Here is a 21,851-nt window from a genome sequence, read left to right as displayed (position 1 = left end):
GATCAGATACTCCAGCGGGCGTTCACCAGCCGGTCGTTGAGCAGGTTCGGGTCGATCGGCTTCGGCCGTCGCGCCAGGGCTGCGCCCAGTTGTTCCAGAGCCTCATCGAGACGTTCGCGCAACTCGTCGTCGATCTGCGCGGGCCTGTCCCCTTCCGGGTAGGCGATCTGCTTGTCTACGGCGAACACGCCGGAGAGCATTTCCTGCGCCTTCAGCGCGGCCAGCACCGGCTTGAGCGCGTAGTCCACAGCCAGCAGATGCGCCGGGCTGCCACCACTGGCCAGGGGCAGCACCACCTTGTGCGCCAGGGCGCGCTCGGGCAGCAGATCCAGCAGCACCTTCAAGGCACCGGTGAACGACGCCTTGTACACCGGCGTACCGACCACCAGGCCATCGGCGCTGGCCACCACAGCCTGCAACTGCTGCACCGCCGGGCTGTCGAAGCGGGCATGCAGCAGGTCCTCGGCGGGGAAATCCCGCACCCGCAGCAGGCTGACTTCCACCTGCTGCGCCTCCAGGCGCTGGCGGACGTAATCCAGCAGTACCTCGGTGCGCGAACGCACCGCAGGGCTGCCGGAGAGCAACACGACATGCATGGTGATTCCTTAAACGTTCTTGCGATCTCGCGAGCTAGAGCCATACAAGGCAAAACCGTACGAGGAGAGGTCGGAGTCGCGCTCGACTTTACGAGCTGCAAATGAGCAGTCCGAGCCCGGTTTTAACGCAGTAAGGCCGACGCGCAGCAGATCGCTCCTTAGCGGTTCGGCTGCGGCGTCAGGCGCAGATAGGGTTTGACCGCGCGATAGCCTTTCGGGAAGCGCTCGGCGATCTCGGCCTCGTCCTTCAACGACGGCACGATCACCACCTCTTCACCGTCCTGCCAGTTGGCCGGCGTGGCCACCTTGTAGTTGTCGGTCAGTTGCAGCGAATCGACGACGCGCAGGATTTCATTGAAGTTGCGCCCGGTACTAGCCGGATAGGTGATGGTCAGGCGCACCTTTTTGTTCGGGTCGATGACGAACAGCGAACGCACGGTCAGGGTGTCGTTGGCGTTCGGGTGGATCAGGTCGTAGAGGTCGGACACCTTGCGGTCGGCATCGGCGATGATCGGGAAGTTGACCGCGGTGTTCTGCGTCTCGTTGATGTCATCGATCCATTTGATGTGCGAATCCACCGGGTCGACCGACAGGGCGATGGCCTTGACGCCACGCTTGGCGAACTCATCCTTGAGCTTGGCGGTGAAGCCCAGTTCGGTGGTGCACACCGGCGTGAAGTCAGCCGGGTGGGAGAAGAGGATGCCCCAGCTGTCGCCCAGCCACTCGTGGAATCGAATGCGGCCTTCGCTGGAATCCTGTTCGAAGTCAGGGGCGATGTCGCCCAGACGGATGGTCATGATCGTGCTCCTTGGCAGTAGCTTGCGTGGCGCTCACTATGCTCAGGAACCAATCGAAATAAAAAGAATAAATAATGATTTATTTATAACCAAAAAGTTATTCGAGGAAGGTTCGTCATGTCCACCCCAAGCCTGCACAAGGTTCCCAGCGAACAGGTACCGATGGCGCTGCTGCTGGAGGCCGACCCCAGCCCCAGCGTCATCGCCCGCTATCTGCAGGAGGGTCATTGCGTGGTCGCATGCCTGGACGACGCGATCATCGGCGTCTACGTGATCAAGGCCATGACCGCCGATACCTGGGAACTGATGAACATCGCCGTGGCGCCCGAACACCAGGGTCAGGGTATCGGCGCCCTGCTGCTACGTCACGCCATCGACCAGGCCCGGCAGCTCGGGGCGCAGCGCCTGGAGCTGGGCACCGGCACATTCGGTCACCAGCTGACCTTCTACCAGCGCGCCGGTTTTCGCGTGGTGGCGGTTGAGCCGGATTATTTCCCGCAGCACTACCCCGAGCCGCTGTTCGAGAACGGCCTGCAGCATCGAGATCGTTTGCGCCTAGCCTTGGTACTTTAGGCGGGCTCGCGCAGGCGATAACCCACACCGGCCTCGGTGATCAGGTAGCGCGGCGCGGCCGGGTCGTCGCCGAGTTTCTGCCGCAGGTGGCCGACCACCACGCGCAGATAATGGCTGTCACCGACGTGGCTCGGCCCCCAGACATCGCGCAGCAGTTGCTGCTGGGTCACCACACGGCCAAGGTACTGGGCGAGCAGCGCCAGCACCGCATATTCCTTGGGCGTCAGGGCGATTTCGGCGCCGTCGAGGCTGACCCGACGATAGGCCAGGTCGATGCTCAGCGCACCACAGACGATGCTCGCCGGCAGCGCTTCGCGACCCTGGCCCTGGCGCAGCAGCACGCGCACGCGGGCGAGGAATTCCTGGATGCCGAACGGCTTGGTCACGTAGTCGTTGGCGCCGCCGTCCAGCGCCAGCACCTTCTCACCCTCGCTGGCACGCACCGAAAGCACCAGCACCGGTACCTGGCTCCATTCGCGCAGGCCGCGCAGCACCTGCTGGCCGTCGAGGTCGGGCAGGCCGAGGTCGAGCACGACGAGATCGGGGTTGTGCAGCGCCGCCTGGGCCAGGCCGTCTTCGCCGTTCGCCGCCTCCAGCACCCGGTAGCCCTGGGCACTGAGGGCGATGCGCAGGAACTTGCGAATCTGCGCCTCATCGTCGATCAGCAGAATGCTCGGCCCCTGGCTCATCAGTCTTCCTCGGCGGCTTGCGGTTGCGTGGTCAGCGGCAGGTGCAGGGTCAGGCTGGCGCCACGACCATCGAGGCCCTCGCCGACCGTGACGCGGCCGCCATGGGCACCGACCATGCCCTGGCAGATCGCCAGGCCCAGGCCCGTGCCCTGGCCGCCACGATCTCCTCGCGCTGCGGTATAGAACATGTCGAAGATCTTCGCCCGTTCCGCCTCGGGAATGCCAGGGCCCTGATCGGCGACGACGAAGCGCAGCTCCTGCGCGTCGTACTCCAGCGCCACGCGCAGGCGGCCAGCGGGCGGCGAGAAGCGCGCGGCGTTTTCCAGCACGTTGACCAGCGCCTGCTCGATCAGCGCCGCATGCACACGCAGCAGCGGCGGCTCCGGCGGCAACACGCATTCGACCTGCAACGGCGCGAGCACCGCGCGCAGGCGTTGCAGGGCGCTGGCGACGATATCGCTGGGCGCCACCCAGTCGCGCGCCAGCTTGAGCCCGCCATGGCCGAGGCGGGTCATGTCGAGCAGGTTCTGGATATAGCGGTCGAGGCGCTCGGCCTCGTCGCGGGTGCCCTCCAGCAGCTCGTTGCGATCCGCCGCGGGGATCGCATCACCCAACGCCAGCAGACTGTCGATGGAGCCGCGCATGGCGGTCAATGGCGTGCGCAGGTCGTGCGACACCGAAGCCAGCAACGCACTACGCAGCTCCTCGGTCTGCCCGTGCAGGCGCGCCGCCTCCAGCTCCTCGGCCAATTGCGCACGGGCCAGGGCCTGCGCCAGCGGCTGGCCCAGGGCGGCGACCAGGCGTCGGCGCCCGTCCGCCAGCGGCGCGCCGTCGACACGCTGCAGGCCGATCAACAGTAGCGGCCCCTCCTCGCCGCACAGCGGCCACCACCACCAGCGGCTGCTGGGCAGGGTGTCGGTGCCAAGTCCCGCTGGCTGCTCGTGCTGCCAGGCCCAGTCGGCGGCGGCGCGCTCAGCATCGGGCAACTCGGCGTGCAGACCGCCCTCATGCTGCCACTGGCCATCCGCCGAACGCGACAACAGGGTCAGCTGCATCTCGGCCCAGCCGCCCAGTTGTTGCTCGGCCACCGCCAGCACGGCCTGGCGGTCGGCGGCGACGGTGAGCTTGCGCGACAGCTCCAGCAGCGCCGTGGTTTCACTCTGCGCCTGACGCAGCGCCTGCACCTGGCGCCGCTGGCGGCTGGCCAGGTTGCCAGTCAGCCCGGCCATGAGCAGGAAGAACAGCAGGGTCAGCACGTCCTCCTGACGCTGGATCTGCATGGTCAGGGTCGGCGGAATGAACAGGAAGTTGTAGGCCAGGAACGACAGCCCCGAGCACGCCAGCGCCGGGCCCAGGCTGCTGCGCACCGCCACCAGCAGTACGGCGGCGAGAAACACCAGGGAGATGTTCGGCAACTCCAGCACCCGCGCCAGGCCGAGGGAGATCAGCGTGGCGCAGGCAGTCGCCAGTGCGGCCAGCAGGTAGTCGCGCCAGCGCGGGGCGATGCGCGCGCGACGGCCAGCCCGTGGCTGATCACCCGCCGCATCCAGCACGCTCACTTCCAGCCCGGCACCAGCGGCCAACAGACGCTCGCCGAGGCCACGACCGAACCAGCGCCGACGCAGGCGCCGTGTGCTGCTGCCGACCAGGATCAGGCTGGCGCGGCGCTCGCGGGCGTGGTCGAGCAGCGTGCGTGCCACCGAGTCGCCGTGCAGCGTCACCACCTCGCCACCGAGGCGCTCGGCCAGGCGCAGCGCGGCTTGCAGACGGCCGCGCTGGTCCTCGTCCATGGCGTGGCGGCCGTCCACGTGCACCACCGACCAGGGCAGATGACGCCGCTCGGCGACCCGGCAGGCATGGCGCACCAGGCGCTCGGCCTCGCCGTCGCCATCCACTCCCACCAGCAGTCGCCCGAGCACGCTGGGCGCGGCCTGGCCGAGCTGGCGGTAGCGTTGGTCGAGGTCGGCATCGACCCGCGCGGCAGCAGTCTGCATGGCCAGCTCGCGCAGCGCGGTGAGGTTGGTCGGCGAGAAGAAGGCGTCGATGGCCGCCCGCGCCTGCTCGGGCATGTACACCTTGCCGTCACGTAGACGCTCGAGCAGCTCACGCGGCGGCAGATCGACCAGCTGGATCTCGTCGGCTTCCTGCAGCACCCAGTCGGGCACGGTTTCGCGCACCTGCACGCCGGTGATATCGCGGACGCGGTCGTTGAGGCTTTCCAGGTGCTGCACGTTGACCGTGGTGTAGATGTCGATGCCGGCAGCAAGCAGCTCCTGCACGTCCTGCCAGCGCTTGGCGTGGCGGCTGCCGGGCGCATTGCTGTGCGCCAGCTCGTCGACCAGCGCCAGCTTGGGTGGGTCGGCGAGCAGGCCATCGAGATCCATCTCGCTCAGCTCCAGGCCGCGATACGGCAGGCGCAATGGCGGCTGTTGCGGCAGGCCCAGCAGTAGCGCCTCGGTCTCGCTGCGGCCGTGGCTTTCCACCACCCCGGCGCGCAGCGCCACGCCCTGGCGCAGTTGCGCATGGGCGGCCTGGAGCATGGCGTAGGTCTTGCCCACGCCCGGCGCCGCGCCGAGAAACACCTTGAGCCGGCCACGGCCTTCGCGGGGCAGGTCGGCGAGCAGCGCTTCGGCGCGTAGGCTGTCGTTCATCGAGCACTCGTCACTGGGAAGAAGTGGATGGATTGTCGACCAGCGCCAGGTTCAGAGCCAGCACATTGACCACCGCCGGGCCGAACAGCGGGCGCTCGGTGTATGCCTCGACCAGGCGCAGCAGCTCGGCCTCGGCCAGGCCACGGGCCTGGGCGATGCGCGGAATCTGCCAGGCGGCGGCTTCGGGCGACAGCTGTGGGTCGAGGCCGCTGCCCGAGGTGGTCACCAGTTGCATCGGCACTGGCGTGTCACCTGCAAGGCCGGCGCTGGCCTGCTCGATGCGGGCAAACAGCTTCGGATTGCCGGCCGACAGGTTGCTGGCGCCGCTGGCCACGGTGGCGTAGCTACCTGCCGAGGGGCGCGGCTGGAACCATTGATCGCCGTCGAAGGACTGGGCGATCAGGCGGCTGCCGCGTACCTGGCCGGCGTCGTCACGCACCAGACTGCCGGCGGCCTGATCGGGGAAGGCCACCTGGGCCACGCCGGTGACCGCCAGCGGGTAAGCCACGCCGGTGAGCAGGGTCATCAGCACCAGGGTGGCGATGGCGGGGCGGATAGAGTTGAGCATGATGAATCTCCGATATCGATTCTTTGCTTGTGTAGGAGCGAATTCATTCGCGATGGCCTTGCCTGCTTGCCAGCCATTTCGCGGATAAATCCGCTCCTACAGAACGTTCAAACAACGCACTTACACCCAGCCCAACCCCACCAGCAGCAGGTCGAGCAGCTTGATGCCGACGAAGGGCGCGAGCAGCCCGCCGAGGCCATAGATCAGCAGGTTGCGCCGCAACAGTTGGCCGGCGCCCAGCGCGGGGATGCGCACGCCGCGCAGCGCCAGCGGGATCAGCGCGACGATGATCAGGGCGTTGAACACGATGGCCGAGAGGATCGCGCTTTGCGGGCTGTGCAGCTGCATCAGGTTGAGCGCGCCAAGCTGCGGGTAGATGCCGGCGAACAACGCCGGGAGGATGGCGAAGTACTTGGCCACGTCGTTGGCCACCGAGAAGGTGGTCAGCGCGCCGCGCGTCACCAGCAGTTCCTTGCCCACCTGCACCACGTCGATCAGCTTGGTCGGGTCGCTGTCCAGATCCACCAGGTTGGCGGCCTCGCGCGCGGCCTGGGTGCCGTCGTTCATCGCCAGGCCGACGTCGGCCTGGGCCAGCGCCGGGGCGTCGTTGGCGCCGTCGCCGCACATCGCCACCAGCTTGCCTTCGGCCTGCTCGGCGCGGATGCGCGAGAGCTTCTTCTCCGGCGTGGCCTCGGCAATCACGTCGTCGACACCGGCCTCGGCGGCGATGGCGGCGGCGGTCAGCGGGTTGTCGCCGGTGACCATGACGGTGCGGATACCCAGGGCGCGCAACTCGGCGAAGCGCTCTCGGATGTCTGGCTTGACCACATCTTTGAGGTGGATGGCGCCGAGCAGGCGCCCGTCCCCGGCCACCAGCAGCGGCGTGCCGCCACTCTGGGCGATCTTCTCCACCTCGCGCGCCAGGGGCGCCGGCAGATCACTACGGCCCAGGCCGAGGTAGGCCAGCACGGCGTCCACTGCGCCTTTGCGATAAGCCACGCCACCCACATCAGCACCGGACAGGCGCGTCTCGGCGCTGAAGGCGATCAGCGTCATGCCGCTACGCTCGGGCACCTCCATCGGGTGCAGCGCTGCCAGGTACTCGACGATGGACTTGCCCTCGGGCGTGTCGTCGCCCTGCGAGGCCAGCAGCGCCGCCTCGGCCAGCTCCAGCGTGGTGACGCCCGGCGCCTTGACCATGGCGCTGCAGCGGCGGTTGCCAAAGGTGATGGTGCCGGTCTTGTCCAGCAGCAGGGTGTGCACGTCGCCCGCCGCCTCCACGGCGCGGCCGGACTTGGCGATGACGTTGAGGCGCACCAGGCGATCCATGCCGGCGATGCCGATGGCCGAGAGCAAGCCGCCGATGGTGGTGGGGATCAGCGTCACCAGCAGCGCCGCCAGGTAGATAAGCGGCAGATCGCCACCGGCAAAACGGGCGAACGGCTGCAGCGTGGCCACCACCAGCAGGAAGATCAGGGTCAGGCCGATCAGCAGGATATCCAGAGCCACCTCGTTGGGCGTCTTCTGCCGGCGCGCGCCTTCGACCAGAGCGATCATGCGGTCGAGGGTGGACTCGCCGGGGTTGGCGCTGATGCGCACCAGCAGCCAGTCCGACACCAGTCGGGTGTTGCCGGTCACCGCCGAGCGGTCGCCGCCGGACTCGCGGATCACCGGTGCGGACTCGCCAGTAATCGCCGCCTCGTTGACCGCCGCGACGCCTTCGATCACCTCGCCGTCACCGGGGATCAATTCACCGGCCTCGACCCGCACCACGTCGCCCTTGCGCAGGCTGCTGGCCGGGACGGACTGGAACTGCTCGCCGACCTGCTTGCGCGCCATCAGCCCCTGGCTGCCGGACTTCAGGCTGTCGGCGCGGGCCTTGCCACGGCCCTCGGCCAGGGCCTCGGCGAAGTTGGCGAAGAGCACGGTGAACCACAGCCACAGGGCGATCTGCACGCCCAGGGCGGTGCTCACCGCTGGGTTGGGGACGAAGCACAGCACGCTGGTGACCAGCGCCGTCAGCTCCACCACCAGCATCACCGGCGAGCGCACCAGTTGCCGTGGGTCGAGCTTGACGAAGGCCTGCTTGAGGGCCGGGCGCCACAGCGCGCCGAGGCCGGTCTGCGGCTGGCTGCTGGACGATTGGGCGCTGCGTTGCGCCGTTACGGGGGCATTCATCACGGTTTCTCCTTCAGAACGCCAGGTGTTCGGCCAGCGGGCCCAGGGCCAGCGCCGGCATGAAGGTCAGGCCACCCACCAGGAGGATGGTCAACGTCAGCAGCACGACGAACAGCGGCCCATGGGTGGGGAAGCTGTTCTGCCCCTGCGGCGCGGCGCGCTTGGCCGCCAGGCTGCCGGCAATCGCCAGCACCGGCAGGATGTAGCCGAAGCGCCCGAGCAGCATGGCCAGGCCGAGCATCAGGTTGTGGTAGGGGGTGTCGGCGGTGAAGCCGGCGAAAGCCGAGCCGTTGTTGCCGGTGGCCGAGCCGTAGGCATACAGCGCCTGGCTGAAGCCATGCGGGCCGGGGTTGCCGATGGAGGCCGCAGGGCCGGTGAAACTCACCGCCAGGGCGCCGAACACCAGCACGCCGACCGGCATCACCAGCAGCGTGGCAACCATCAGCCGTACCTCACGAGCTTCCAGCTTCTTGCCCAGATAAGCCGGCGTGCGGCCGATCATCAGGCCGGCGAGGAACACTGCGATCAGCACGAACAGCAGCATGCCGTAGAGGCCCGCGCCGACGCCGCCGAAAATAATCTCACCAAGCAGCATGTTGACCAGCGGTACCAGGCCGCCGAGGGCGCTGAAGCTGTCGTGCATGGCGTTCACCGAGCCGTTGGACGCCGCCGTGGTGGCCGTGGCCCAGAGCACCGAGGCGAAGCTGCCGAAGCGCGCCTCCTTGCCCTCCAACGAGCCGACCTGCTCGATGGGCAGCCCCGCCAGCGCCGGGTTCGGCTGCAACTCCGCCCAGGCGCAAACACCCAGGCCGATGACGAACAGCAGCAGCATGCTGGCCAGGATCGCCCGGCTCTGGCGCAGGTCACGCACGTAATGGCCGAAGGTGAACACCAGCGCCGCCGGGATCAGCAGGATCGACGCCAGCTCCAGCAGGTTGCTCAGCGCCGTGGGGTTCTCGAATGGATGCGCCGAGTTGACGCCGAAGAAGCCGCCGCCGTTGGTGCCCAGTTGCTTGATGGCGATCTGGCTGGCCGCCGGCCCCATCGGCAGGGTCTGCTCGCTGCCCTGCAGGGTGGTGGCCGAGACGTAGTCGCTGAAGTTCTGCGGCACGCCCTGCCACACCAGCAGCACAGCCAGCACCAGGCACAGCGGCAACAGGCCGTAGAGCACGGCGCGGGTGATATCCACCCAGAAATTGCCCAGGCAGTCGTTGGACTGCCGCGCCAAGCCACGGCACAGCACCACCAACACCGCCAAACCCACCGCCGGGCTGACGAAGTTCTGCACACCGAGCCCAATCATCTGACTGAAGTAACTGAGCTGCGCCTCGCCGCTGTAGGCCTGCCAGTTGGTATTGGTGACGAAGCTCACCGCCGTGTTGAACGCCAGTGGCAGGCTCAGTCCGGCGAGCTGCTGCGGGTTGAGCGGCAAGGCGCCCTGTAGCAACAGAATGCTCATCAGCGCCAGCAGGCAGACCAGGGTGAAGGCCAGCAGCGCCAGGGCGTAGCCGCGCCAGCTCTGCTCACGCTCCGGGTCGACGCCGGCCACGCGGTAGCACAGGCGCTCCACCGGCTGCAGCAACGGGCTGAGCCAGGTGCGCTGGCCCTCCATCACGCGGTAGAAGTAGCGCCCGAGAAAAGGTGCCGGTGCCAGCACCAGCAGGAGGAAGGCCGCCAGCAGCAGCCAGTCGTAGTCGTGCATGGCCGTCTCCTCAACCACGCCCGGCGGTCAGCAGCGCCGACAGCAGGTAGGCGAAGAGGCCGACCACCAGGATCAGCGACACACCATCGATTGCGTTCATGTGCAAAGCTCCACGATGCGGGGAATCCGCTCGCGAGCATTGTCGAAAGGCTGGCCGTAAAAATTCGATTGGCACCCCGCCGCCGGGGCGTAAAGAAATCGTATTGATGCAGTGGGATCAGCCCTGTGGAAGGCGCTTCAGCGGCGACTTGTCCAGGCCTAGCGGCTGTCGCGGCTAAAGCCCCTCCCACAAAAGCCCTGGCAGCGCGCTCCCGTAGGGTGGGTTAGCGGCGCAAAACACCGCTCAAACAGCCGCGCACCCACCTCAAGCGCCGCGTAACCCACCAAGCGCTCGCAAGCCCAACCACTCAACCCAACAACCGAACCGCCAAGCCCACCAGTGCACAGGCCACCAGCGTCTCAATCACCCCACGCTTGAAGCCCAGCAACGCCACGCCCGCACCGAGGGTAATCAACGCCGACACCCAATCGAACGTACCGGCGAAGCCCTCTGGCCAGAGCACGTGATAACCGAAGAACAGCGCCAGGTTGAGGATCACCCCGACCACCGCAGCGGTGATCCCGGTCAGCGGCGCTGTGAACTTCAACTGACCGTGGGTCGACTCCACCAGCGGCCCGCCGGCGAGGATGAACAGAAACGACGGCAGAAAGGTGAACCAGGTGACCAGCACCGCCGCCAACGCGCCACTGGCGAAGGCCGAATCGCCACCGAACACCGGCTGGCCAAAGGCACCAACGAAGGCGACGAAAGCCACCACCATGATCAGCGGCCCCGGCGTGGTTTCACCCAGCGCCAGGCCATCGATCATCTGCGTCGGCGTCAGCCAGCCGTAGTGACCCACTGCGCCCTGATACACATAGGGCAATACCGCATAGGCGCCGCCGAAGGTCAGCAACGCCGCCTTGGTGAAGAACCAGCCCATCTGCGTCAGTGTGCCCTGCCAGCCGAACGCCAGGGTTAGCAGGCCCATCGGCAACAGCCAGAGCAGCGCGCCGACCAGCAGGATCAGCGCCAGGCGGCTGGAGCGAAGGTGCGTGTGCGCCAGGCGCGTCTCGTCATCGATCAATGCCGGCGCATGCGCCCCGACCTTCTCGCCATGGCCACCACCGACCGCGAAGTGCTGCGGCGCCAGTCGCCCACCGATGTAGCCCACCAGCGCGGCGCCCAGCACGATCAGCGGGAACGGCAGCTGCAGGGCGAAGATGGCCACGAAGGCCGCCGCCGCGATGGCCCACAGCCAGATGTTCTTCAACACCCGACCGCCGATGCGCCAGGCCGCCTGCAGCACGATGGCCGTCACCGCCGGCTTGATGCCATAGAAGATCCCCGCCACCAGCGGCACATCGCCGAACACAAGATAGACCCAGGACAGCGCGATCAGGATCAACAGCGACGGCAGCACGAACAGCGCCCCGGCGATCACCCCGCCCCAGGTGCGGTGCATCAACCAGCCGATATAAGTCGCCAACTGCTGCGCCTCCGGCCCGGGCAGCAACATGCAGTAGTTCAGCGCATGCAGAAAGCGCCGCTCGGACAACCAGCGGCGCTTCTCCACCAACTCCTGATGCATGATTGAAATCTGCCCGGCCGGCCCGCCGAAGCTGATCAACCCCAGCTTCAGCCAGAACCAGAACGCCTGCAGCAAACTGACCGGGGCGGGACGCTCGGGGGACTCGGACATCGAAGGGCTCCAGCAACTGAAATCGACCGGCCACTATAGCTGCGAAACATGACAACCGCGTGACCCCGAACGAAAAATCACCAGCTCCAGGCAGCCCTTACCCCACCTGGGCTGGAAGAGTTTTCCCGCATCTTATCCACAGCACTTTCCCCAGATTTTGTGCACGACACCCGGCAACACGCCCCCGCCCAGCTCAGCAGTTGAAAACCCGAGCCAAGTGATTGATTAAAAGCGATATTCCGCCTGGCGATAACGCCAGTACAACGTCATTGGACAAAAATTGAACGGCCTGCCGTGACCCGCTTGGATGCTAGGCGCGAAGCGCTTTTTGCAAAGGTTATCCACAGTGGTGTTCACAGAATTTGTGGGTGGGTTTGGGAAGGTCTGGATCGCCGTTTCTCCAACGGCAAACCACTGGCATGGCATTTTGCCAACGGAACATGGACAGTGTGCCGATGGATGGACTAGGTTCTGGCTTGGTTCTGCTGGTGATGCGATCCAGCGGATTAGGCTTGTTGCCATTACTGTTGTTTTCTACCTTGGTACTGCGGCCACCACCAAGCGAAACAAGGGTCTGCGGGACGACAAGAAGGTTGTGTAACAGGTTTCGCAGGGAATGCTGCTTTATGTCTCCTAATTAATCGTTAGGAAACACTAGACAAAGAAGGAACTTTTATGAATCAGCAAATTATTGAACGTGCCATCCGTGAAAAATCTGTAGTGACTTTTAACTACGGCGGGCACTCTCGCCATGTGGAGCCTCATATACTAGGTGTAAACGGGGGCTCTCTCCAATTGCTTGGTTACCAAATAGGTGGTTCCAGCAGATCCGGAGGCCCACTGCCCGAATGGCGTCGATTTGAATTAGATCGGATCACTAACCTAAGTATCACAACTCGGAAATTCTCAGGCCGCAGGTCTTTCCCTTCAGGCAGACACAGTTCCTGGGATCGCAAAATAATTATTGTTGACAGTTAGTTATTACTAAAACTTGAAGCACTTTCTAGAAAGCGCCACCATAAAACCGTAACCACCTCGTTTTCAAAGAACCTTTACGCAAACATACAGGAAAGCCCAAATGAGCACTCAAGGAATTTTTAAAGGTTGGCTAAACAAAAAAGCGTACGGGTTCATTAAAATACCTGACGACTCTTCAGATATATTTTTACATATCACTCACGCTACAAATCCTTTGGAGCTCAGCGCTGGATGCCAAGTAGAGTTCGAAATAGATACCAGCGAAAAGAAAAGACAAGCAGTCAATGCGAAATTAATAGCGCCTCCTCACTACCCCCCACTGAAAGATAACGGCTCATCAAGAGTTCCATACAACAACAGCCATGAGCAACTCCAAGACTCAGAGCAAATAACTGATGAAACCTTAGAATCCGAAGAAATAGAAGAATTAGACACAGACGCAGTCAACAACGCATTACTTTCTGAAATATCTCGCTGGAAAAGGGAAGCAAAAAGCGAAGACAACACTCGATATTTTTGGCATGTCAGGGAAGTAGATCAAATCTCCCAAGGAGAAAAATGTTTCGTAATCGGCAGAAAGGGTTCAGGAAAAACAGCCATATGCGAGCACTTTAGTGCGTTATCGAGCCATGATGTATTTTCTGAAAAGCTCAGCTTTAAAAACTTCCCATTCAATGAGCTATACGACCATAAAAATGCAAAATACACCAAACCAAATCAATTTATTACCATCTGGAAATACCTAATATACAGCTCAATTTGCAGACTGATGCTAAAAGACAATTCCGTTGATTTAGAAATCAGGGAGCAGCTATCTAAAATATATGATGACAAGGCACCACTGAGCCGTAGGATAGGGCGCTGGGTAAGCAAAGACTTTGGCTTTTCGCTTTTTGGATTATCATTAAAGATAACCAGAAGCGAAGACACTCACGAGCCAACCAACTGGATAAAGAACGTAGACTACCTAGAAGATCTATTGCTAAATCATGTTAGCGAAAGCAAATACTACATCCTCTTTGACGAACTTGATGAAGACTACAGAGACATTGTTGCAGAAGAACAGTTCGAACAATACACAGCATTAATAACAAGTCTTTTCAAAGCAGTCCAAGACATTAGGAGTATTTTTGGTGGAGGAGGCGCCAAAATCCTGCCGATTGTGTTCCTGCGTGACGACATATACGACCTAGTAAAGGACTCTGACAAAAACAAATGGGGAGATTTCAGGGTCGACCTAAACTGGGATGTAGAAAAAATCAAACGCCTCATTGCTTTTCGTATATCAAGGGCAATTGACCAAGACTGCAAGAACATTCTCCCATTTGATGCAGCTTGGGGTCGAGTATTTGGAGCGCGCCGAATTGGCGTAGGATCGAACAGACAAAAAAGCAAGATATCCACTTTTGAATTCATCTGTCGAAGTACTTTAATACGCCCACGAGACTTTGTCCTTTACCTCCAAAATTGCGCACAGCATGCAATAGAATCAAACGTCCAGATTGGACCAACCGTTGTGAGATACGTCGACAAAGCTTTCTCAAACTACTTGAGACAAGAATTAACTGATGAATTATTTGCTATCTTACCTGACATCTCCAACACCTTTGACACAATTTCACAGTTAAGAAAATGGAATTTTTCCATCCCGGAATTCGAGCAGGCATATCAACAGCGTGTAGAACAAGGATTCATCCAAGAGCGAAACGTAAAATTTGTTCTACAAATTCTTTTCCTATTCAGCGTCATCGGAAACAGCCCTCGCGGAGGACGTTATGTTTTTCGCTATCAAAACAGAGAAGCAAGATTAAATTATAATGAAAGGGTCGTTGTTCATAGGGGGTTATTTAAAGCATTGCAGATACTTTAGCTCCTAATAGCAAGGAGTCCAGGCAGTGCCCCAAAGAGGACAGATTTATTTACTGCACTTGCAACCAACAGAGCATAAAAAATTCGGTGCGCATGGCGCACCCTAGGATAAGAACGCCGATGCATCATGCGCGCGAGTAGCCCCTTCAGGAGGGTGAGCGGAATCGTCGCGGAAGAGGTTGAGCGGCATGGATGCCGCGAGAGCTGCGATGGGCCAGGGATGGCCCTTCGCAGCGGGCCTCTGGAGCGACGATGGAGCGAACGAACCCCGGCGAAGCCGGGGCCGGATGGCGGGGCGGGCGGTTTTGGTTACTTTTGCCAAGACAAAAGTGACTCGCCCGGCAGGGCGAAATCAACACGTCAGCGCGTAGGGCGTACCGGGACGCCGGCCGTTCGGAAGCAGTACGCCGATGATGTGTCGGGCGCAGGATCTAATCTCAGCACGGCCTGGCGGGCTGCTCGCTTCGCGAGCGAGGCCGCCCTACGTCAGCATGTAGCCTGGGTAGAGCGCCTTCAGCCGAATGACACGTTCGGTTTCATACCCGCCATAACCTCTGAGCCTCGCCCTGATAAAGCCCCCGGATTTCATCCGGGCTACAAAAGCCTGCGCGTGCGGCGCGGGCAAAAAAATCGGGCCTTACGGCCCGAAAAAGTACTCCACCTTGAAGAGTTCGTTTACAGCACGTGCGACTGGTACAGCTCGGTCAGGGCCTCGCCGCGCAGGTAGGCCAGTTCGGCCGAGCGGCGGTCGCGGGGGCGGGCCAGGGGCACGGCCAGTTCGCGTTGCAGGCGGCTTGGCGTGCCGCCGAGGATCAGCACGCGGTCGCTTAGATAAAAGGCTTCGTCGAGGTCATGGGTGACCAGCAGCACGGCGATTTCGTAGCGGGCAGCCAGCTCCACCACCAGATCCTGCAGCTTCATGCGGGTGAAGGCGTCCACCGCGCTGAAGGGCTCATCCAGCAGCAGCACCTGCGGTTTGCCGTACAGCGCACGGGCAATGGCCACGCGTTGTGCCTGACCGCCGGATAGGTGTTTGGGCAACGCCTCGCCACGCCCGTGCAAGCCGACGTCGCGGAGCAATTGTTCCACCCATTTATCATCCGCCACCCAGCCATCGGCGAAGCCGACGTTCTGCGCCACGCTGAGCCAGGGCATCAGCCGGGGTTCCTGGAACACCACGCCGATGCCGCTGCCACGCCCGAAGTTGAGCAGCGGGTTGAGTTCCAGCCCGCCCTGATAGTCCTGATCCAGCCCGGCGGCGATGCGCAGCAGGGTGCTCTTGCCGCAGCCGGAGGGGCCGAGCAGGCTCACTACTTCGCCGGCGGCCAGGCTCAGGCTGACGTCTTCGAGCACGCGCACGTCAGCGAAGGCCTTGTGGATATTCTGCAGTTTCAGCAGCGCACTCATGCTTCGCCCTCCCCACCCTGGTAACTGTCGCGCCAGCGCAGGGCGCGGGTTTCCCAGGCCTTGAGCAGGCTGTCGCTGAGTTTGCCGAACAGCGCCAGCAGCAGGATCGCGGCGATCACCAGATCCGGCCGCGAGGTTTCCCGACCGTCGCTGAGCAGGTAGCCGAGGCCACGGGTGGCGGCGATCAGTTCGGCGGCGACGAGGAACATCCAGCTCAGGCTGAGCGCCCCGCGCAAGCCGGTGAACAGGCTCGGCAGCGCAGCCGGCAGCAGAATGCGGCGCACCAGCGCCATCGGCGACAGGCCGTAGAGCTGGCCCACCTCCACCAGCTTGCGGTCGATGTTGCGGATGCCGGCGAGCAGCGCCAGGTACACCGGGAAGAAGGCGCCGAGGGCGATCAGCACGATTTTCGGCGTTTCGTCGATGCCCAACCAGAGCAGCAGCAGCGGCACCCAGGCCAGGCTCGGGATGGCCCGCAGCGCCTGGAAGGTCGGCTCCAGATAGGCCTCAGCGCGACGACTGAGGCCCACCCAGGTGCCGATGACGATGGCCAGCGCGGCGCCGATGGCAAAACCGGCGCCGACGCGCAGCAGGCTGGCGTTCAGATGCCGCCACAGCTCGCCACTCTGCGCCAGCAGGTATAGGGTTTGCGCCACCTGGCTCGGCGCAGGCATCTGGTGCGCGGGCAATACGCCGCTGCGCACCAGGGCTTCCAGCAGAGCCAGAATCAGCAGGGGCACCACCCAACCACGCAGGTCGGTCAGTGCCGGCCGCCAGCCTGGAAGCCGTTCGGCCCAGCGACCGATGACGAGGTTGAGCGCGCCCATCGGTCAGTTCCCCGCCTTGGCCACGTTGCTGCCGATCACCTGAGCGGCCAGTTGCGGCTGGATCAGTTGGTCGACCACCTGAGCGACGTCGGTGCCCGGACGCACCAGTTGCTCGTCGAGCAGGATGGGTGCAGAGGCTTTCAGCGCCTTGATGTGTTCGGCGCCCGGCTGCGGGTTGCTGAAGTCGGTGCGCGACAGTTGCAGCTTGGCCACTTCCAGCGGCAGTTTGGCTTCGTCGGCGAGCAACTGGGCCAGGGCATCGGGGTTGGCGATGGCCCACTGGCGCGCCTGCTCATAAGCGGCGATCACCTGCTTGATCAGCTCGGGCTGCTCCTTGGCGAACTTTTCGGTGACGCTGAGCACGCTGTAGCTGTTGAAGTCACGATTGCGGTACAGCAGGCGCGAACCAGCCTGCAGCTCGCTGGCCGCCATCAGCGGGTCGAGCCCGGCCCAGGCCTGCACGTCGCCGCGCTCCAGGGCGACGCGACCGTCCGGGTGTTGCAGGTGGACGATCTCCACGTCGTTCTTGTCCAGCCCGGCCTTCTGCAGGCTTTGCAGGAGGAACAGGAAAGGGTCGGTGCCCTTGGTGGCGGCGACCTTTTTACCCTTGAGGTCGGCCAGCGACTGGACGGGCGAGTCCTTGGGCACCACCAGCGCTGTCCACTCCGGGCGGCTGGCGACGTAGACGGTGTTGATCGGCGCGCCGTTGGCGCGGCTGAGCACGGCGGCCAGGCCGGCAGTGGAGGCGAAATCGGTGCTACCTCCGTTGAGGTATTCCAGCGAGCGGTTGCTGCCCTGGCTGAATGTCCATTTGACGGCGATGCCCTGCGGCGCGAGGGCTTTTTCCAACAAGCCCTGCTGCTTGAGCACCAGGCTGGTGGGGGCGTAGTAGGCGTAGTCCAGGCGGACTTCTTTCGGTGGTGCGGCATGTACGGCGGCTGGCAACCAGGCGGCGAACAGCGCCGCCAGGCCAACACGCAAGGCATTCTTCTTCATGGTCATCTCCTCGTGGATATATGGCCTTCCGGCCCGTTGGCGGGCCGGTCAGGAGATGTCACAACTTGGGTTACAGCAGGGTCAGGGTGTAACTCAGGATCAGGCGGTTTTCGTCGGCGTCGGTGGTGACGTTGCCGCGCTGGGTCGCGTTGCGCCAGGACACGCCGAGGCCTTTCAGCGGGCCGTCCTGCAGGGTGTAGTCGAGGCGGAAGTCGCGCTCCCACTCTTTCAGGTCACCGTTGGCGGAGTCGACGTTGTCACCCTTGAGGTAAGCGACGCTGGCCTTCAGGCCCGGGACGCCGAGTTTGGTGAAGTCATAGCCGTACTCGGCCAGCCAGGTGCGCTCGCCGGCGTTCTGGAACTTGCCGATCTGGCGGTCGGTGATCAGGTAGGACGAGCTGCCGCCGCCCTGGTTGAGGAAGGGGAAGGCGCTGTCGCCTTCGACCTGCTGGTAGCCCAGGCTGGCGAAGTGGCTGCCCAGGGTGTAGGTGAACAGCGCGCTCCAGGTCTGGTTGTCGACCTCGCCGGTGCTGCTGTCGCCAGCACGCCAGTAGCCGGCGCTGCGGTAGCCATCGGCACGGCCGGAGGCGCTGCCGTTCTTGCCGTCGGAGCCACTGTCGAAGTAGCGCAGATCGGTCTTAAGCGAACCCGGGCCGATCGCCCAGTTGTGCACCAGGCCGAGGAAGTGCTGTTTGTAGAAGTCTTCAAGGTTGCCGTAGTAGTACTGCAGCGTCAGGTCCTTGGTCAGCTTGTAGTCACCACCGGCGAAGTAGAACTTGTTGGTGTCGGCGTCACCGGTGGCGCCGGCGATACGCAGAGAGATGTCGTCGGTGGAGCTACGAGTCTTGGTGCTTTCCAACTGGCCGGCGGTCAGGGTCAGGCCGTCGATCTCGTTGGAGGTGATCTGCCCGCCCTCGAAGGTCTGCGGCAGCAGGCGGCCGTCGTTGAAGGTCACCACCGGCAGCTTCGGCAGCAGGGTGCCGAGGCGCGCCTCGGTCTTGGACAGGCGCACCTTGGCGGTCACGCCGGCCTTGCTGTAGTCGTCCACGGCGCTGCCGTCGCTGTCGAGCGGGAACAGCTGGCCTGGGGTGCGATCACGGCCGGCCTTGCTTGCGGTGCCGCCGGAGTCCAGCTTCACGCCAAGCAGGCCGATGGCGTCGAGGCCGAAACCGACGGTGCCCTGGGTGAAACCGGAGCTGTAGTTGAAGATGAAACCCTGACCCCACTCTTGCGCCTCGCCGTTGTTGTTGGCGGTGTTCTTGTTGTTCAGGTCGTAATAGAAATTGCGCAGGCCGATGCTGGCCTTGCTGTCTTCGATGAAACCGGCGGCGGTGGCCTGGTTGGCGATGGCGGCCAGCGTGACGGCCAAGGCCAGGGTGGATTTTTTCATGCTCGATGCTCCAAGTGCTTTGTGTGCTGTTCTGGGGTTGGCACTGCACAGGGGCTCGGCAGGACAGCGGACATGGCGCTGGTCTCGGCGGATTGGCATACGAACCTGGTCACGATCTGCTGCGCGTCGGCCATGCTGCGTTGAAACCAGGCTCAAAATGCTCATTTACAGCTCGTAAACTGCGCTTTTTCGCCTGATTTCGCCTTGCCTGACTCTAGCTCGCGAGACCGTGAACAGGTTCTAAGAGCCCCTGATTCGGGCCCGATGCGGTGGTCCGCTGTCGGCTGGTGGCTAATCTACGGAATACACACTAATCCCTAAAAAGAATTATTTTTCACTTTGTAGTAACTAAAAAGAATATAAGCCTGATCCCGATGCAATTCGGTCCGTAGGAGCCGATTCATCCGCGAATCCTGCGAGCCACTTCTGACGGCTTGCTTCGCCAGCCCGCACAGAGCCCCCGCCGCGCCTGACAAACTGGCCTTAGCTAATTCCTAAAAATTATTTAACAACTGCTTTTTATATCGACTAGCTTCTCTTCACCGGATCACCGGACTTCTTTTTCTAAACACTGAAGTACGCGTGATCCGCCGCAATCCCATGGCCGGCACGTGTTCGTATCGAGAGCCGCCATGTCCAACACTCATTCCAAACGCAGCACACTGATCGCCGCCTCGCTGGCCATCGGTCTGCTCGTCGCTCCGCTCACCGAGGCTGCCGAGCAACTGCGCATCGGCTACCAGAAATCCTCCACGCTGATCAGCCTGCTGAAGAGCCAGGGCACCCTGGAGAAGGCACTGGCCGACCAGGACATCACCATCAGCTGGCACGAATTCCCCAACGGTCAGCCGCTGCTGGAAGCGCTCAACGTCGGCAATATCGATCTCTCTGCCGATGTCGCCGACACCGTGCCGGTATTCGCCCAGGCCGCCGGTGCCGACCTCGCCTATTTTGCCCAGGAAGCACCCTCCCCCAGCGCGCAGGCGATCATCGTGCGCGAGGATTCGCCGATCAAAACCCTGGCCGACCTCAAGGGCAAGAAGGTCGCCGTGACCAAGGCAGCCGGCGTGCACTACCTGCTGATCGCCGCGCTGAACAAGGCTGGCCTGACGTTCAGCGACATCGAACCCGCCTACCTGACCCCGGCCGATGGCCGCGCCGCCTTCGAGAACCGCAAAGTGGACGCCTGGGTCACCTGGGAGCCCTTCCTCAGCGGCGCGCAGCAGCAGTTGCCGACGCGCATCCTCGCCGACGGCAAGGGCCTGGCCGACTACCAGCGCTACTACCTGACCAGCGCCAAGTTCGCCAAGAGCCACCCGCAGGTGCTGCAGACCGTGTTCGCCGAGCTGGTGAAGACCGGTGACTGGCTGCGCGCCAACCCGCGCCAGGCGGCTGAAATCCTCGGCCCGCTGTGGGGCAACCTCGACCCGGCCATCGTCGAGAAAGCCAACGCCAAACGCAGCTACCAGGTGCGTCTGGTACAGCCAGACAGCCTCGCCGAGCAGCAGAAGATCGCCGATGCCTTCTACGGCGCCAGCCTGCTGCCGACCTCAGTGGATGCCCGTGAAGTGAGCATCTGGAGCCCGCAATGAGCGCCGAGGCCCGCCTGCATCCCAGCCTGCGCGACGAACCGTTGTTCGCCGCGCACCTGTTCCCCGTGGACTTCGGCAGCCGCACGGCCAAGGTCGAACGCCTGGCCCGGCGCCTGGCGGCCAGCGCGGTGGAGCGTGATCGTGCTGGCGGCAGCGCCCAGGCCGAACGCGAGTTGATTCGTGAAAGCGGCCTGCTGACCCTGGCCGTGCCGCAGCAGTACGGCGGCCAGGGCGTGGCCTGGCCGGAGATCTACCGCATCGTGCGCTACCTGGCGGCGGTGGACAGCTCGCTGGCCCACCTGTTCGCCTTCCAGCACCTGCAGGTGGCGACCATCGTGCTATTCGGCAACCCCGATCAGCAGCGTCACTGGTTGACGCGTACGGTGCAGGAGCGCTGGTTCTGGGGCAACGCCACCAATGGCCGCGACACCGGCCTAAAGCTCAGCCCGCGTGAGGAGCATTACGAGCTCAATGGCAGCAAGTCGTTCTGCTCCGGCGCGCTCGGCGCCGATGCGCTGGTGATCAGCGCACCGCGCGGCAAGAGCCCAGAGGATCGCGTGTTCATCGTCCTGCCCAGCCAGCGCGAGGGGTTGGCGGTGAACAGCGACTGGGACGGCTTCGGCCAGCGCCAGACCGACAGCGGCACGGTGCAGTTCGAGCAGGTCTTCGTCGACGCCAGCGAGCTGCTCGGCCCGGTCGGCCCCAGCCCGCGTACCACCCTGCGCGCCTGCCTGTCACAGCTGATCCTCACCCAGCTCTACCTGGGCAATGCCCAGGGCGCGCTGGATGCAGCGCTGCGCTACACCCGCGAGCACAGCCGCGCCTGGCCGGCATCAGGCGTGGCCAATGCCAGTGACGATCCGTTTATCCAGCAACGCTACGGCGAACTGTGGCTGCGCTACCGCAGCGCCCTGCCCCTAGCCGAGCACGCCGCCCAGCGCCTGCAGAGCTCCTGGGAAAAACCGGCGCTGACCGCCGCCGAACGTGCCGAGGTGGCGCTAGCCATCAGCGAGGCCAAGGTGGTGGCGGTACGCGCGGCACTGGAGATCACCAGCCAGATCTTCGAAGCCATGGGCGCCCGCGCCACCAGCTCGCGTTACGGCTTCGACCGCTTCTGGCGCAACGTGCGGGTGCACAGCCTGCACGACCCCATCGACTACAAGGTGCGCGACCTCGGTCACTGGCTGCTCAGCGGCCAGGGGCCGCAGCCGTCGCTGTACGGCTGAGGGAGGTGCGTTCAACCGGGAATATGCATAGAAAAAAGCGGTATCTCGCTTCGATAAAGGCTGACTAGCC

Annotated in this window: 18 protein-coding genes; 5 read left to right on the top strand and 13 right to left on the bottom strand. The window is 63.5% G+C overall.

All coding sequences use genetic code 11. The features are described from left to right. Window positions 1-2 precede the first annotated feature (2 nt). Both ssuE and BLS08_RS19025 read right to left on the bottom strand, forming a co-directional pair. Entirely contained in the window at window positions 3-596 is a 594-nt protein-coding gene (gene ssuE, locus BLS08_RS19030) for an NADPH-dependent FMN reductase (protein WP_003464452.1), read from the bottom strand. A gap of 158 nt (window positions 597-754) precedes the next feature. Then, window positions 755-1,393: a peroxiredoxin gene (locus BLS08_RS19025; protein ID WP_003464457.1), complete on the bottom strand. Its 639-nt coding sequence runs from the start codon at window positions 1,391-1,393 to the stop codon at window positions 755-757. Window positions 1,394-1,510: 117 nt separating this feature from the next. Here BLS08_RS19025 and BLS08_RS19020 point away from each other — a divergent pair, with 117 nt between their 5' ends. Further along, window positions 1,511-1,966, top strand: a complete 456-nt coding sequence (locus BLS08_RS19020) for a GNAT family N-acetyltransferase (protein ID WP_017676006.1) — start codon at window positions 1,511-1,513, stop codon at window positions 1,964-1,966. On the opposite strand, the gene BLS08_RS19015 is transcribed toward BLS08_RS19020, so the two are convergent. The 7 genes from BLS08_RS19015 to chrA all read right to left on the bottom strand — a co-directional run bounded on the left by BLS08_RS19015 (window position 1,963) and on the right by chrA (window position 11,496). Further along, window positions 1,963-2,655 (bottom strand): response regulator, encoded by a 693-nt coding sequence (locus tag BLS08_RS19015; RefSeq protein ID WP_021490652.1) that lies wholly within the window; start codon window positions 2,653-2,655, stop codon window positions 1,963-1,965. The genes BLS08_RS19020 and BLS08_RS19015 overlap by 4 nt on opposite strands. Continuing rightward, the gene (locus tag BLS08_RS19010) at window positions 2,655-5,306 is read right to left on the bottom strand and encodes a sensor histidine kinase (RefSeq protein WP_021490653.1); all 2,652 of its coding nucleotides are present in this window, start codon (window positions 5,304-5,306) and stop codon (window positions 2,655-2,657) included. The genes BLS08_RS19015 and BLS08_RS19010 overlap by 1 nt, the downstream gene beginning before the upstream one ends. 10 nt (window positions 5,307-5,316) lie before the next feature. After that, complete coding sequence (kdpC, locus tag BLS08_RS19005) at window positions 5,317-5,874, bottom strand: potassium-transporting ATPase subunit KdpC (RefSeq protein ID WP_017676009.1); 558 nt, start codon at window positions 5,872-5,874, stop codon at window positions 5,317-5,319. A 120-nt stretch (window positions 5,875-5,994) separates the two neighbouring features. After that, window positions 5,995-8,052 (bottom strand): potassium-transporting ATPase subunit KdpB, encoded by a 2,058-nt coding sequence (gene kdpB, locus BLS08_RS19000; protein WP_055985300.1) that lies wholly within the window; start codon window positions 8,050-8,052, stop codon window positions 5,995-5,997. Between the two features lie 13 nt (window positions 8,053-8,065). Then, on the bottom strand, window positions 8,066-9,754 hold the full coding sequence (gene kdpA / locus BLS08_RS18995; protein ID WP_055985303.1) for a potassium-transporting ATPase subunit KdpA: 1,689 nt from the start codon (window positions 9,752-9,754) through the stop codon (window positions 8,066-8,068). Between the two features lie 10 nt (window positions 9,755-9,764). Further along, on the bottom strand, window positions 9,765-9,854 hold the full coding sequence (locus tag BLS08_RS18990) for a hypothetical protein (protein ID WP_021490657.1): 90 nt from the start codon (window positions 9,852-9,854) through the stop codon (window positions 9,765-9,767). A 307-nt stretch (window positions 9,855-10,161) separates the two neighbouring features. Further along, complete coding sequence (gene chrA, locus BLS08_RS18985) at window positions 10,162-11,496, bottom strand: chromate efflux transporter (RefSeq protein WP_055985306.1); 1,335 nt, start codon at window positions 11,494-11,496, stop codon at window positions 10,162-10,164. A 675-nt stretch (window positions 11,497-12,171) separates the two neighbouring features. Between chrA and BLS08_RS26830 the strand changes: the two genes are divergently transcribed. Together BLS08_RS26830 and BLS08_RS18970 are read left to right on the top strand one after the other, a co-directional pair. Then, window positions 12,172-12,474: a WYL domain-containing protein gene (locus BLS08_RS26830; RefSeq protein WP_082469371.1), complete on the top strand. Its 303-nt coding sequence runs from the start codon at window positions 12,172-12,174 to the stop codon at window positions 12,472-12,474. Between the two features lie 100 nt (window positions 12,475-12,574). Further along, a complete protein-coding gene (locus BLS08_RS18970; RefSeq protein WP_082469372.1) occupies window positions 12,575-14,344 on the top strand; it encodes a cold-shock protein in 1,770 nt (589 codons plus the stop codon). Window positions 14,345-15,018: 674 nt separating this feature from the next. On the opposite strand, the gene BLS08_RS18965 is transcribed toward BLS08_RS18970, so the two are convergent. From BLS08_RS18965 to BLS08_RS18950, 4 genes are all read right to left on the bottom strand, one after another. Next, window positions 15,019-15,750 (bottom strand): ABC transporter ATP-binding protein, encoded by a 732-nt coding sequence (locus BLS08_RS18965; protein WP_055985310.1) that lies wholly within the window; start codon window positions 15,748-15,750, stop codon window positions 15,019-15,021. Beyond that, window positions 15,747-16,577 (bottom strand): ABC transporter permease, encoded by an 831-nt coding sequence (locus BLS08_RS18960; protein WP_055985313.1) that lies wholly within the window; start codon window positions 16,575-16,577, stop codon window positions 15,747-15,749. Before BLS08_RS18960 ends, BLS08_RS18965 begins: the two co-directional genes overlap by 4 nt. 3 nt (window positions 16,578-16,580) lie before the next feature. Then, window positions 16,581-17,573, bottom strand: a complete 993-nt coding sequence (locus BLS08_RS18955; RefSeq protein ID WP_055985316.1) for an aliphatic sulfonate ABC transporter substrate-binding protein — start codon at window positions 17,571-17,573, stop codon at window positions 16,581-16,583. 70 nt (window positions 17,574-17,643) lie between these two features. After that, window positions 17,644-18,963, bottom strand: coding sequence for an OprD family porin (locus BLS08_RS18950; RefSeq protein WP_055985319.1), 1,320 nt, complete (start codon window positions 18,961-18,963; stop codon window positions 17,644-17,646). A 632-nt stretch (window positions 18,964-19,595) separates the two neighbouring features. Here BLS08_RS18950 and BLS08_RS18945 point away from each other — a divergent pair. Further along, window positions 19,596-20,555 carry an aliphatic sulfonate ABC transporter substrate-binding protein gene (locus BLS08_RS18945; RefSeq protein WP_055985322.1) on the top strand — a complete coding sequence of 320 codons (960 nt, stop codon included), beginning with the start codon at window positions 19,596-19,598 and terminating at the stop codon, window positions 20,553-20,555. After that, window positions 20,552-21,781 (top strand): acyl-CoA dehydrogenase family protein, encoded by a 1,230-nt coding sequence (locus BLS08_RS18940; protein ID WP_055985326.1) that lies wholly within the window; start codon window positions 20,552-20,554, stop codon window positions 21,779-21,781. Before BLS08_RS18945 ends, BLS08_RS18940 begins: the two co-directional genes overlap by 4 nt. Window positions 21,782-21,851: the final 70 nt, after the last annotated feature.

This window comes from Ectopseudomonas chengduensis (assembly GCF_900102635.1).
Classification (GTDB): Bacteria; Pseudomonadota; Gammaproteobacteria; order Pseudomonadales; family Pseudomonadaceae; genus Aquipseudomonas; species Aquipseudomonas chengduensis.
Note: the sequence above shows the minus strand (reverse complement) of the source record. Positions and strands in the feature narration are given on the sequence as shown.

Excerpts from the sequence above, each read along its gene's own strand:
- BLS08_RS18950 (WP_055985319.1), bottom strand. The coding sequence starts at position 18,963 with ATGAAAAAATCCACCCTGGCCTTGGCCGTCACGCTGGCCGCCATCGCC.
- kdpA (WP_055985303.1), bottom strand. The coding sequence starts at position 9,754 with ATGCACGACTACGACTGGCTGCTGCTGGCGGCCTTCCTCCTGCTGGTG.
- BLS08_RS26830 (WP_082469371.1), top strand. The coding sequence starts at position 12,172 with ATGAATCAGCAAATTATTGAACGTGCCATCCGTGAAAAATCTGTAGTG.
- BLS08_RS19020 (WP_017676006.1), top strand. The coding sequence starts at position 1,511 with ATGTCCACCCCAAGCCTGCACAAGGTTCCCAGCGAACAGGTACCGATG.
- BLS08_RS18965 (WP_055985310.1), bottom strand. The coding sequence starts at position 15,750 with ATGAGTGCGCTGCTGAAACTGCAGAATATCCACAAGGCCTTCGCTGAC.
- BLS08_RS18945 (WP_055985322.1), top strand. The coding sequence starts at position 19,596 with ATGTCCAACACTCATTCCAAACGCAGCACACTGATCGCCGCCTCGCTG.
- kdpB (WP_055985300.1), bottom strand. The coding sequence starts at position 8,052 with ATGAATGCCCCCGTAACGGCGCAACGCAGCGCCCAATCGTCCAGCAGC.
- BLS08_RS19025 (WP_003464457.1), bottom strand. The coding sequence starts at position 1,393 with ATGACCATCCGTCTGGGCGACATCGCCCCTGACTTCGAACAGGATTCC.
- BLS08_RS19015 (WP_021490652.1), bottom strand. The coding sequence starts at position 2,655 with ATGAGCCAGGGGCCGAGCATTCTGCTGATCGACGATGAGGCGCAGATT.
- BLS08_RS18955 (WP_055985316.1), bottom strand. The coding sequence starts at position 17,573 with ATGAAGAAGAATGCCTTGCGTGTTGGCCTGGCGGCGCTGTTCGCCGCC.
- chrA (WP_055985306.1), bottom strand. The coding sequence starts at position 11,496 with ATGTCCGAGTCCCCCGAGCGTCCCGCCCCGGTCAGTTTGCTGCAGGCG.
- BLS08_RS18990 (WP_021490657.1), bottom strand. The coding sequence starts at position 9,854 with ATGAACGCAATCGATGGTGTGTCGCTGATCCTGGTGGTCGGCCTCTTC.
- BLS08_RS19010 (WP_021490653.1), bottom strand. The coding sequence starts at position 5,306 with ATGAACGACAGCCTACGCGCCGAAGCGCTGCTCGCCGACCTGCCCCGC.
- kdpC (WP_017676009.1), bottom strand. The coding sequence starts at position 5,874 with ATGCTCAACTCTATCCGCCCCGCCATCGCCACCCTGGTGCTGATGACC.
- ssuE (WP_003464452.1), bottom strand. The coding sequence starts at position 596 with ATGCATGTCGTGTTGCTCTCCGGCAGCCCTGCGGTGCGTTCGCGCACC.
- BLS08_RS18970 (WP_082469372.1), top strand. The coding sequence starts at position 12,575 with ATGAGCACTCAAGGAATTTTTAAAGGTTGGCTAAACAAAAAAGCGTAC.
- BLS08_RS18940 (WP_055985326.1), top strand. The coding sequence starts at position 20,552 with ATGAGCGCCGAGGCCCGCCTGCATCCCAGCCTGCGCGACGAACCGTTG.
- BLS08_RS18960 (WP_055985313.1), bottom strand. The coding sequence starts at position 16,577 with ATGGGCGCGCTCAACCTCGTCATCGGTCGCTGGGCCGAACGGCTTCCA.